Here is a 12,336-nt window from a genome sequence, read left to right on the forward strand (position 1 = left end):
TCCGCGAGCTCGAGCGTCGCGCCGAATTCATCGAGGATGCTCTATGATGAGGCTCGAGGCGAATCGCATGACTCTCCCCGGGAAGAAAATCGTTCTCGCGGCCGCAGCGCTCGCTTTCCTGTGCAGCGGCGCCGCGTCGGCGCAGCCCGAGTGGCGCTGGTCCCGATCTTCCAAGATCGTCGTGGTTCCGGACATTCACGGCGCGTACTCCGAGCTCGTGGCGCTCCTCGAAGCGACCGATCTCGTCGACGCGAACCTCGACTGGATCGGCGGCGATGCGACCTTGGTGACGCTCGGCGACCTGGTCGATCGAGGCGCGGGCTCGCGGAAGGTCCTGGACTTGCTGATGCGCTTGCAACGCCGCGCGGCGGAGCAAGGCGGCGCGGTGCACGTCCTGCTCGGGAACCACGAGCTCATGAATCTGACCGGAGATTTGCGCTACGTCTCGCAAGCCGATTATGCCGCGTTTACGGATGAAGAGTCGCCGGCTTTGCGTGCGTCGGCCTACGAGCGCTTCCTCGCCGACCGCCGCGCGGCGGGCGGCTCCGAAGCCGACGCGAGAGCCGCTTTCGAGCGTCTTTACCCGCCGGGCTTTTTTGCACGCGAGCGCGCCTTTCGGGCCGACGGCAGGTACGGGACGTGGCTGCTGACGCTGCCCGCGCTGATCGTCGTCAACGACACGGCGTTCGTTCACGGCGGGCTGCCCGAGATCGTGGCGAGCACCGGAGCGGCGGCGCTGAATCAGCAGATCGGCGACGACCTTCGCCGCTACCTGCGTCTGCGGGCCCGCCTCGTGGAAGCGGGAGTCTTACCCGCATTCGATCCCAGGCAGGACCTGGAGCTCGCGCGTGCGGCACGCGGGAACCTGCCGCCGGCGCCCGAAGCCCCGGCGCCCGATGTCCCCGCGTTCGACGCCGCGCCGCCCGACGCGGAGCTTGCGAATCTGCTCGACGCGTTCCTCGCCCTCGCGGAGGCGCCGGAGCTCGGCGTCGACGGTCCGCTTTGGTACCGAGGCTCCGTGTACTGCAATCCGTTTCTGGAAGAGCCCGTGCTCGCGGCGGCGCTCGATCGGCTGGAAGCGGCGCGCGTCGTGGTCGGCCATACGCCGACGGAGGATCGCCGGCCGCGGGAGCTGTACGACGGCCGGCTCATCATGCTCGATACGGGGATGTTGACCGCTTACTACGCGGGCCGCCCCGCCGCGCTCGTCATTGACGGCGAGCGGACGCTCGTGCAGGAGCTTGGAGCCGAGGAGCCGGTGCCGCTCGAGCGCGGGAGGCTCGAGGCGGACGGCCTCACGGAAGCGCAGGTGCTCGAAACGCTCTCGCAGGGAGCGGTGAAGGCCCTCGAGGACGGGGCGAGGTTTCGTGCGACCACCCGGGTGCAGGTGCTCCACAACGGCAAGAGCATCGAGGCCCTCTTTTATCCGCGGGGACGTGCGGCGGACCGCGAGCTTGCGGCCTATCGTCTCGACCGCCTGCTCAGTGTGAATCTCGTGCCGCCCACGGTCGAGCGTGAGGTCGAGGGGGAGCGCGGCGCCTTGCAGCTCGTGTATCGAGACGCGATCACCGAGTCCGAACGGATCGAGCAACGAACGCCGCTCGGCGGATGGTGCCCCATCGAGCCCCAAGCCGAGCTCATGCGGGTGTTCGACCTGTTGACCGCCAATACGGGGCGGACGGGAGACAACATCCTCTACCGTCGCGAATCTTCGGTGCTGAAGCTCGTCGACCACGCGGAGGCCTTCGGGGCCGCCGGCCGGCTGCGCCTGCGGCGAGGCTCGGTCGAGCTGACGCCGGCGCTTCGCGCTGCTCTCGCATCGCTCGATCGAAATACGCTCGAATCGGCAATCGGGCAGTGGATCGACGCCGACGAGATCGAAGCCTTGCTCGAGCGGCGCGATGCGCTGCTCGAGCAAGCGGCGTCGTCCACCCGTTGACCTTCAGCCGTGTCTGCCGGGCGCCGGGACCGCCTCGACGACGCAAGGGCGTCGTCCTTCGCGACACCCGTGCAGAGGGAGCGGATCCAAGCGCCGCAGCACCGTTTCAACGCGATGCATCCGGTGCCGATAGGCGCCGGCACGCGCGCACGATCTCCTCTCCCTCGGATGACCCGATCGCGCTGAAGAACTCGTCGAGATACGCCTGCGCCTTTTCGCGGGCGCGATCTTCGAGCCCGGGAATCTCGTCGACGAGCTCGGAGACCGCGGTTTGTCGGGTTAGAAAGCGCTCGAAGAGCGGCTGCCACTGGAGGTCCGAATGGCAGAAACCTCGATACAAGCGCTCCGTGACCGAACGGATCGGCAGCTTCGGCGACGGCCCGGCGTAGGAAGCGTCGACGAGGCCCGAGAAGTCGAAGTCGTACGGTACGGCCGTCACGAGCCCGTCGGCGTCGACGAAGCCGGCGACGTTGTGACCCGCGATCGCGGACCAGTCCGTGTTCCCGATCAGGTATTGAAACAGCTCGAAGGTGGCCAGCTCACGAGCATCGGTCTCGCCTGGATCGAGCTCGCCCTCCGGCTGCAACGTCGCGTGCAGCCGCTTCGCAAGAGAATCGAAGTGCTCGGTAAAGAAGGCGTAACGCTGAACCTCGCGGCTGCGTCGCCGCCCCTCGTCCCGATAGGTGATTCGAGCGAGCCGAACCCGCAGGCTCTTGTCGGTCAGCAGGTTGTAGATTCGATACGCGAGGTACTCTTTCAGCACGTACTGCTCATAGGCAGCGCTCTCGCGGCAGTGAGTCGTCAGCGGCAGCATCGTTTGGCCTTCGAACGGCGTGCCTTCAGCCCCGGCGGCAAAGAACACGAACAGCGGCGGCACGGCGCAATTGCCGGACTCGTTCCGCCAAACGCCGCGCACGCGCAGACGAACGTCGACGCGCCGCTCCGCACCGTGCCCGTCGCTGACGACGAGCGTAGCCGGCGCGTCCGCGCAGTCCGACCGCGTCGTGCGGCGGCACAGCGCCTTCGAGGTCATCACGAGCTCCAGCGCGAGAGGTTCGCTTTCGGCGAACAGCGCGTCGCGCTCGAGGGGCTGCGAGTCGGCGATCAGCGGCTCGGTAGCCGCCGCCTCCGTGATCGTCGACTGGGCGGACGCGTCCTCGGGCGTCGAGAGCGTAACGACGGCCAGCGCGACAGCGGTCGCGCCGACTGCCGCCCATCGCCGAACGATAGCGGCCGCCCGCGGCGCGGCCCGGCGGCCGGGGTAGCGTTTGCCGATTTGCACGGTCACGACGATCCAGACCAATGCGAGGAGCATGTTCACTGCGGCAAATTCGCGAAAACCGAAGCCGAGCCAATTGAGCCCCGCGTAAATCCAGCCGGCCTGCACGAGGTCGCCCAGGCGCCAGAAGAAGGTGTCGACCGCGGTCTTGCCCTCGTATTGATGCCTGGCCGGCAACGGCAAAAAGAGAGCGTGCCGAGCCGTGTTCATGATCGAGTATTCGGTGCTGTTTTCGACAATCTTAACCGCGCGAATGATGCCGAAGATAGGCAGGAAAGCGGCCAGGCCGTAACCGATGAAGGCGACGATCGGCAGGATCAGAATTGCTCCCTGAACTCCGATCCAGCGAAAGATCCGCGCTACCAAGCACATTTGCAGCAGCAGGCCGAGCGCGTTGACGGCCATGTAATAGTTGCCGTAGAAGGACGCGATCAGATCGCCCTTGTCGAGTCCCGGATCGGCGGCGATCCGTTGATCGGCGTCGCGAATCACGAGCTCGGTCAATATGTATTCGCCGGTCGTGTTCACGCAGTTGAGCAGCACGGCGAGCAGCGCGAGCAGCAGCAAGTAGCGATTGCCGAGCACGAGCGTGAATCCGTCGAGCAGGTGAGCAGAGCCACGACCGGCGGCCGACGGCGCTTGCTCCCGCCTGCCGGACTGCGGAGGCACCGCGTTCGCGCTGCGCTCGACGAGCGGCAGCGTGATCGCGAGCAGAACGACCGCGACCAGCATCAGGTTCCACGGGCCGAGCCACGGAAAGAGCACGCCGCTCAGCCGCGGTCCGACGAGCGCGCCGACCGCGGCGCCGGCCATGATCAGGGGAAAAAGGCGTTGGCCGGCCTCGAGGTTGAACGCATGAGCGGCGTGCGCCCAGAGTTGGGCGAGAATGGTGACGCCGAATACCCCGACCCACACGTAGTAGGCGAAGCTCACGTCGACGCCGCTGCGACCGAGCAGATAGAAGAGGCCGAGATTGGCCATGAAGAACAGGGTGATCCAGCGGACGAGCAAGCGCGGTGCGGTGCGCTTGGCCAATCCGCTGTACAACGGCACGCCCACGAGCAAGACGGCCGCGATCGCACCGCAAGCGTAGCTCTTGAGCGCCGCCGAGCCGCCCGCGAGAAGCAGCGGCTCCCTGATCGTCTTCAAGACGTAGTAGCAGACGAGCAGCAGCAACGCGTAGGCCGCGAAGAGCGCCGCGCTTTTCCCCTCTCCCGGCCGGACGGTCGTGAACAGACCGAAAACCCGTTCGGAAAGCGAGCGCTTCGAAGCACGCCGAGCGGCGGCCGCGTCGGTTTCCGCCGCCAAGGATTCGAAGCCGGTCGTCGTCGCTGCGTTCATCGTCTCATCCCCAAAGCGCCTTCGTGCTTCGCCGCTGCTCGCCCCGTATCTCGCTCGGACCGGCGCGCCATGGGTAAGAGAGTGCGCGCAAACGCTCTTAAGAGACTGATGCAAGAAGAATTGTTTTCATCGCGAAATCCGCGCAAACGTTCGGAGTTCTGCGGATTCCGGAAGGCGAGGGTGTGTTGCCGGCGCGTCGGCGCGCCGCTAACATCGTTCTCGGCTTCCCACCACGCGCCCGCGCGTAGGGGTCAACGGCAACTCCCATGGACCAGCGACTGCGACGCGGCTTCCGCATCGGCGCATTCGACGTCGAGCCGCTCTCCGGACGCATCAGCGGCCCCGGCGGCGGCCAGCACGTCCAACCGAAGGTCATGGACGTGCTCGTCTATCTCGCCGAGCACGCGGGCGAGCTCGTCGAGCGGGACACGCTGCTCGAGCAAGTGTGGCGCCGGATCACCTCGGAGGAGGTCTTGACGCGCTGCATCAGCGAGCTGCGGCGGGCCTTGGGCGACGACCGGGGCAGCCCCCGCTACATTCAGACGGTGCCGAAACGCGGATACCGGCTCGTCGAGCCGATCGTGCTCGACCACGAGGAGAGCGAACGTACGCCGCAGGCCGCCGCGGATGGCGGTGCCGCCGCGACGGCCCCGCTGAACCCGCCTTCGCCCTCCAGCGCCATGGCCGCGATCGCCGTGCTGCCGTTCGAGAATCACTCTGCGGATCCGGCCGTCTCGTTCATCGGGGACGCGTTCGCGGCCGAGCTCCACAGCACGCTCGCACGCGTCGACCGCCTGCGGGTCGCGTCCCGCCGCTCGTCGTTCGTCTTCAAGGATGCGAGCGTCGACATTCGCGAGATCGGCAGGAGATTGAATGTCGACTACGTCATCTCGGGCAGCGTGCAATCCAGCAGCGGGTCCGTGCACGTCGTCGCCGAGCTCAACGACGCATCGGGCGGCACCCAGATCTGGGCGCAAAGCTACGACCGCAAGAGCGAGGATCTGCTCGCGATCGAAAGGGACGTCGCGGGGGCAATCGTCGGCTCGTTCACGACACATCGACTGCGGGCCGAGACCAATAGCGCGAGACACCGACCCACGAGCAGTCTCGATGCTTGGGGCCTCGTGCAAAAGGCGCGCGCTTTCGCGTTCGAGTACACGCCGAGCGGCCTGGCGGACGCGATCGAGCCGGTGCGCCGCGCGATCGAGCTCGACAAGGACTATCCGGCCGCGCACGCCATGTTGGCCTCGCTGCTCGTGGAGCGGCTCGTGAACGGCTGGAGCACGGAGCCGAAGCGCGACGAGTCGGCTGCGCTCGAAGCGGCGGAGAAGGCGGCGACGCTGGCGCCGCAGGACCCGTTCATCCAGAAGATGGCGAGCCTGGTATGGACCTATTTCGGCGACTACCGCAGGGCCATCGGCTGCCTGCGAAAGGCGGTCGAGTACGCCCCGTTCGATTTTGGCGCGTGGGGCTACATGGGCTGGCCGCTGACGGCCTCGGGGGAGGAAAAGGACTTGAGCGATCTGCACGGCATACTCGATCGCTTGTTGAGCATGGAGCCGCACCACCCGGGGGTTGCGTTCTGGCGTTATCACGAGTCGGTCGCCGCCGTTTGCGAAGGCAAACTCGAAGACGCGCGGGCGTCGGCGGAAGCGGCGCTCGAGCTGCGGCCGAACCTATCGCTCGCCTGCATGCACCATGCGAACGTGCTCGGCCGGTTGAATCTCAAGAAGGCGGCTCAGGACGCGTTGGAGCGCTGTCGCAAGATCAATCCCGCGATGACGCCGAAGCACTTCGAGTCACTGATCGAGCGCATGACCGACAACGAGAGCGTGATCGAGCACAGGCTGGGAGGCCTTCGCAAGATCGGTGCCTTGCGCGGCTGATCGCTAATCGCCGGGTGAGCACGGAGCGCACGACGGCGCCCGGAGGAGGAAGCACCTCTCTCCGGGCGGGCCGCGTGCCGACCGTCGCGGGACCGCTCGACGGGCGACTCACACGATCCCCATGTTGTTGACCGAGGAGACTCCGTCGGCGAGGGCGACCAGCACCGCGACGAGCAGAAGCGCCTGAAAAATCGCCTCGTCGAACAGCCATCCGAAGCGCGAAGGCTTGCGTCCCTGCCGCTCGCCGTCGGGGGCGGCGTTTCCGGGCGTCGTGTCGCGGCCGCCCATCGTGCTCTGCATATTGCCCTGATTGTGTTTCGTGTTGCTCATGACCGTGTCTCCGTTGCTCCGTTCCTCGATTCCGCTGCTTTCCGGGAGGTCGGTGAAAGGGAGCGGCTTCGCTTCGCGCTTCAGGGGACGTTCTGCTTGCCGCTCGTTCCCTCCGCCTTGGGACACAGTGTCGCGGAGCAGGGGGGCTTCTTTCCTGAGCGAAAGGAAATGCTTTTCTGCGCATTTCTGCGGATTCGCGCGTTCCTCCGCGTCCATCGGACGAGCGCGTCGATTCGCCGGCGAGAGGGGCTTCCGAGAGGCTCGGGCCTGATAAGATGGACGCAAGCGTCATCGAACAGAGGGACGGAGCGAGAACTATGAACAGATCAGCTGCGAGGAGCCCGTCGGTCAACGCTCTTATTTGCTGCTGCTCGATATTCGGATTGGTCGGGTACACCGCCGCCGCAATTGCCGAAGATCCGTGGCCCTGGAGCGGTGACGTCAGCGATGACGCCGTGACACTTCTGCTGCTCGGAGACTTCAACGTGCAGCAAAGAGAGCACCCGGCCGACGCGCTCCAACTCGTGCGGCAAACCCTCAACGAAGCCGATCTCGTGTATGCCAACCTCGAAGGCCTGCTCGTGGAATCGAAGGGTCCCGCCTGGGATCTCCCGAACAAGAACGGATGGACGCATCTCGGGCCGGAAGCCGTGGAGGCGCTCGTCGCCGGCAATATCTCCGTGGTCGGCGTCGCCAACAACGTCGCCTACGGGCGCGACAACATCATGGCCAGCCTGTCCGTGCTGGATGCGCACGGAATCGCGCACACCGGAGCGGGGAAGGACATCGATGCAGCTCACGAACCGGCCATCGTCGAGAAGAACGGCGTGACGTTCGGCTTCCTGCAATACACGTCGAAGTGGTACGACGAGGCAGAGCAGATCGCGACGGAAGACGCGGCGGGCGTTGCGCGGCTGAAGTCTCCGGACGGCACCACGATCGACCCGGGTGATCTGGATCGGCTGCTGGACGACATACGGCGTACGAGACCGAAGGTGGACGTCCTCGTCGTGTCTGCCCACACGCGTGACGGCCAGGGAAGAGACGGTGCATCGCGCGATAACCGCACGCGAAACGCGGCGACCGCGGCCGGCGCGGCGAGCGCCACAACGGCGACAAGCGCGGCCACCGACGATCTGTATTCGCGCCTCCCCGTCAACGAGAACCTGCAGTACTTCGAGCCCTACCAAAGACGCCTCGCCCAGGCCGCGATCGATGCCGGGGCCGATATCGTCTTCGGTCACGGTTGCCACTCGCTGCAGGCCGTCGAGACCTACGCCGGTAAGCCCGTCATGTATTGCCTCGGCAATTTCGCTTCCGACTGGATACGCGTCAGAGATTATCGTGACGGGCTGGTCGCAAGGGTCGTCATCGAGGACAAGCGAGTGAAGCGTGTCTCGCTGGTGCCCGTCACGCGGGACGCCGAGACCAACAATGTATGGCTCGTGCCGCCCGACTCGCCCGAGGGCGAAAGGCTTTATGGCAAGCTCCGGGAGCTATCGGGCTCCACCGATCTGAAGCTGGACGGGCAGGAGCTGGTTCTGCTCGAGCAGTGAACGGGAGCGGAGCGCCGCGCCGAGGTCGATCCTCGAGCGAGCGCTCGCGGCGCAGCTACTCCCCGGCAGCCGCCTTCTGCGCCGCGAGCATCGCTTCGAAGCGCCTTTGCTGCGCGTCGATGTGGGCGAGATAGCCCGCGCGATCGATGAACGGATTCGGATCGCCGGGCTTTCGACTCTTCAGGGCGGCATATTTCTCGTCGAGCCCGTAGAAGGTGCCGTGCGAGCCGAGAAACACGTCGACGGGCAAAGCGCGCGCCTTGGCGAACGTGGCGACGTAATCGGAAGCGATCTCGGGATAGTCCTCGTTGCCGACCAGCACGTAGTTGTCGTTGACCCCGAAGCTGCAGACGATCAGCGCATGGTAAGTCCTGCCGTCTTCCTCCAAGTCGAGGCCCCAGCTCGTGCAGCCCTTCGTATGGCCCGGCGTCCGATAGGCCGTCAGCGTCGTTCCGCCGAGCGTGACCTCGTCGCCGTCGTGAAGCACGCGGTCAATCGGATGCTCCTTCCCTCCGGGCCGCATCGCGCGGAGCGCGGGGACGTCTTCGGCCATGGCCATGACCGTCGCGCCGGTCAGGGACTTCACCAGCGCGTCACCCTGCATATGGTCGCCGTGAGCATGGCTGCCGAGCAGGATCTCGATATCGCCGAACTCGAAGCCGAGCTGCTCGACATTCTCGCGCAGCACCGGAACGCTGCTCTCGAAATCGCTGTTGATGAGAATGTGACCATCGGGCGTCGTGATCAGAAACGAGGCGAGCTGCGCCGTGCCGACGTAGTAGAGATTGTCCATGACACGATGAGGAGGGAACGGCGCGTTCCAATTTACTCGGGGTTGAGCGCTCGCGACGACGGCCGTCAACGACGACGCTACGAGAAATGCGGCTCTTTTCATGATCGTTCGTTCTTTTTTAAGTTCGCGGGTGTCCCGCAAATACCTCTACATGACACTTGCCGGGAACGCCGTGGATACGTCCCTGTAGGCTCGCTCGCGCGCGTCCATGCCCGGGGTCCCCGGCGCGAACACAGTGAGCGCTGGGGTGGCGTGGGCGAGCGTCCCGTCAAGCGTCATGTAGAGGTATTTGTGCGACACCGTACTAGAGCATGGGCGGGGCAGCCGGTCAAATTGGAGTCGCCGCACCACGCCCGTCCGCCGGGCCACGGCGCAGCGGCGTCACGGAGCGGACCCGGAGTCCGGCAGGCTGCGTAGCAGAATCCGTGCTTGCGCCATGCAGCCTCGCGTCGCAAGCCAGGCGACCGTGGTGAGTCCCTTGTCGGCGAGCCCCGGAGGCAGCGTGTGCACCCGGATCGCCGTCGAGCGAAGCTCGTCGCCGAACCTGACGAGATAGATGCGATTGTCGCCGGGCAAGGTTCCGAGCGGCCAGTCCGCCTGTTGCCGATCGCTCCAGTCGAGCTCGGCCGATTCTCCGCTCGCGACGTCGAGCAATGTCGAGCGGCCACCCCGATCGAGGTGTTCGCGCCAAAGGCCCACGGGACGGCCGGCGAGGACGCACTGCTCGGATGCGAGCTCGGCGTGAATCAGCCACGGGTCGGGGCGCGTATCGGCAGGCTGCGAAGTCTCGTCTTCGCCGCCGCGAACGCCTCCGAGCCCTTCGACCTCCGGGCGCTCCATCCCGAACAGCTGCCCGAGCAGCCTGCGCAACCGGCTTTCGGGCGCAGGTCTTCCCGTCGCGGGTCCGTCGTGCGGACCTTCGACGACCAGCGTGCGGCCGTCCTCCGCAGCGAGCACGACGGTCTCGTCCCGGCCGAGCGTCAACGGTGCCTCGGTGTCCAAAGTTTGCCCGACGGTGAATCGGCTCGTGTTCGACTCCAAGACGACGCTCTCGGCGGCCTGCGACGATGGGAACGCGAGCGACGCCAGAGCTCCGAATGCAGCTGCGGCTGCGACATCTTCGATGCGCATCACTTTTCCTCCAGCACGATCCTGGCGCCCGTCGCTCCGCACGCGAGACGCCGATAGTGATATGCGACGAGCGGGTCGTCCGGCACGCACCTATGCAGCGCGGCGAACAGCTCGAGGCTCGCGGAATCGCCTCTCTGCAACGCGGCGTAGGCCGCGAGGTAGTCGTCTCGATGCTCGGCGGGAAGGCCGTCCCAGGGTGCCACGCACTCGAGGCCCTCGGTCTTGCCTTTGACGACGAGATCGCCCACCGGTCTGAATGAAACGTCCGAGCACTGTTGCGCGGTCTCGGCGCTGATGCATAAACGCGTGCCGAGCTGCTTGTTCGCCGATTCGAGCCGCGCAGCCACGTTGACGCAGTCGCCGTGCGCCGTGTAGTGCAGGCGGTCAGTGCTGCCGACGTTGCCGACGATTGCCGTGCCGCTGTGCACACCGATGCGCGTGATGCCCATCTCGACGCCGCATGCGGCCTGCGTAAGACGAAAGGCCTCGCAATAGCGATCGATATCGACGGCGCAGCGGACGGCGCGCGCCGCATGGTCCGGCTGCTCGGCAGGTGCGCCGAAGAGGATCGCGACGCTGTCGCCGACGAGCCGGTCCACGGTGCCGCCGTGCGCGAACGCGATGCGCAACATCCCGTCGAAATAGCCCTGCAATAGCGCAACGACGACCTCCGGATCGTGACGCTCGGCCAGCGTGGTGAAGCCCGCGAGATCGGAAAACACGAAGCTCATGCGCCGCTTCTCTCCGCCCAATCCGAGCTTTCGGGGGTCGGACAGGATGTGCTCGATGACGGCGGGGGATACGTACCTTTGAAACGCCTGTCGGATGAAGCGCTTCTCGGCGCGGTCCTCGTAGCGTGCGTAAGCGCTGCCGAAGCCCACGCTGAGCAGCAGGCCGAGCGGCGGCCCGAGCGGCGGCAGCAACACTCCGCCGTGCATGAAATGGACCAAGCCCGCGGCCCAATAGCCCAGCACGGCGCCGATCGACAGGATCGTCTTCGCCAACAGACCGAGGCCGGTGAAGGGCAGGGCGAAGCCGAGCGATACGGCCGTGAGCAGCAACGCGCCTTCGAGCCAGCCGGGCGCCGCCGGATAGCGCGTGCCGTCGAGCAGTTGCGCGAGCGCTTGGGCATGAATCTCGACGCCGGCCATCGTCGCGTGCTCGCCGCCGAGCACCGAAAGCGGCGTGCGAAAGCGGTCTTCGTTCGGCAGGTCGGCGCCGACGAGAACGATCGAATCGGCGAGCCAACCCTCGGGCAGGCTGCTCAAGTGATGAGCCGGGAAGCTGCGTATGAAGGGCGGCGGTGGCGAGCCTGCCGCATCCAGCCTGAAGTGGAGGCGCACGGCCGCCCGCGGCGGGTCCACACCGACCGCCTCGGCGAGCGCGGCCGCGAAGCTCGGCATCGAGACCGAGCCGCCCGGAAACGTCGGATAGATGTTCCGGACGACGCCGGCCGTCGAGAACATCGTTGCGAAGCCGACCTTCCGCCCCTCGAGATAGCTGTGCTGAAACTCGAGCTGGCGCGGTGTGAGCCCGTCCGCCGCGTTGCCCGCGGCAACGACAACGGGTCCGGGGAAACGGGCGATGGCGGCGAGCAGCGCTTCGTCGTCCTCGGGTTTCGTCGGCTGGTCGAAGATGATGTCGAGGCCCACGGCGCGCACTTGACGCCGCGACAGCTCGTCGATCAGGCCGGCAAGAAAGCCTCTGTCGAGCGGCGAGCGGAACGGAAGCCGAGACAGCGTGTCCTCGGTGATCGCAACGACGACGACGTCGCGGTTCTGGGGAGGGCGTACGGAGAAGTTGGCGAATGCGACGTCCTCGAGCCAGGCCGATCCCGGCGCAAGCCACGATCCGTGACGCGTGCCGAACCAGGCGAGCGCTGCAGCGAGCACGCAAAGAGCGAACCGTGCACGGACCGATCGTTTCGTCAACACGGTTGCTCCCGATTGTCCCAGGGGTGAGATAATTATCGGGGCAATCGCAGTGTATGGTAGAGTCGGAAAAAAGGGCAAGACGGTGTGCAACGCGGTTGGAGCCGGGATCGTGCCTGTCGTCATGTCCGTGCGGCGTTCCCGAGGCCG

The 12,336-nt window shown here is 66.3% G+C and carries 8 protein-coding genes; 3 read left to right on the forward strand and 5 right to left on the reverse strand.

The window, feature by feature from the left end; translation table 11 throughout:
* Positions 1-67: 67 nt before the first annotated feature.
* A complete protein-coding gene (locus tag VF329_14855) occupies positions 68-1,939 on the forward strand; it encodes a metallophosphoesterase (GenBank protein HEX7082285.1) in 1,872 nt (623 codons plus the stop codon).
* Between the two features lie 106 nt (positions 1,940-2,045).
* Here VF329_14855 and VF329_14860 read toward each other — a convergent pair whose 3' ends face one another.
* The gene (locus tag VF329_14860; GenBank protein HEX7082286.1) at positions 2,046-4,559 is read right to left on the reverse strand and encodes a hypothetical protein; all 2,514 of its coding nucleotides are present in this window, start codon (positions 4,557-4,559) and stop codon (positions 2,046-2,048) included.
* Between the two features lie 266 nt (positions 4,560-4,825).
* On the opposite strand from VF329_14860, the gene VF329_14865 reads away from it, so the two are divergent.
* The gene (locus VF329_14865; protein HEX7082287.1) at positions 4,826-6,445 is read left to right on the forward strand and encodes a winged helix-turn-helix domain-containing protein; all 1,620 of its coding nucleotides are present in this window, start codon (positions 4,826-4,828) and stop codon (positions 6,443-6,445) included.
* A 108-nt stretch (positions 6,446-6,553) separates the two neighbouring features.
* On the opposite strand, the gene VF329_14870 is transcribed toward VF329_14865, so the two are convergent.
* The gene (locus VF329_14870) at positions 6,554-6,775 is read right to left on the reverse strand and encodes a hypothetical protein (GenBank protein ID HEX7082288.1); all 222 of its coding nucleotides are present in this window, start codon (positions 6,773-6,775) and stop codon (positions 6,554-6,556) included.
* 455 nt (positions 6,776-7,230) lie between these two features.
* Between VF329_14870 and VF329_14875 the strand changes: the two genes are divergently transcribed.
* A complete protein-coding gene (locus VF329_14875) occupies positions 7,231-8,331 on the forward strand; it encodes a CapA family protein (protein ID HEX7082289.1) in 1,101 nt (366 codons plus the stop codon).
* A 55-nt stretch (positions 8,332-8,386) separates the two neighbouring features.
* Here VF329_14875 and bla read toward each other — a convergent pair whose 3' ends face one another.
* The 3 genes from bla to VF329_14890 form a co-directional block, all read right to left on the reverse strand.
* Complete coding sequence (gene bla, locus VF329_14880) at positions 8,387-9,226, reverse strand: subclass B3 metallo-beta-lactamase (protein HEX7082290.1); 840 nt, start codon at positions 9,224-9,226, stop codon at positions 8,387-8,389.
* Positions 9,227-9,505: 279 nt separating this feature from the next.
* A complete protein-coding gene (locus tag VF329_14885) occupies positions 9,506-10,255 on the reverse strand; it encodes a hypothetical protein (protein HEX7082291.1) in 750 nt (249 codons plus the stop codon).
* Complete coding sequence (locus VF329_14890) at positions 10,255-12,186, reverse strand: adenylate/guanylate cyclase domain-containing protein (GenBank protein HEX7082292.1); 1,932 nt, start codon at positions 12,184-12,186, stop codon at positions 10,255-10,257. Before VF329_14890 ends, VF329_14885 begins: the two co-directional genes overlap by 1 nt.
* Positions 12,187-12,336 lie beyond the last annotated feature (150 nt).

Source organism: Gammaproteobacteria bacterium, from assembly GCA_036381015.1.
Classification (GTDB): domain Bacteria; phylum Pseudomonadota; class Gammaproteobacteria; order Steroidobacterales; family Rariloculaceae; genus ZC4RG20.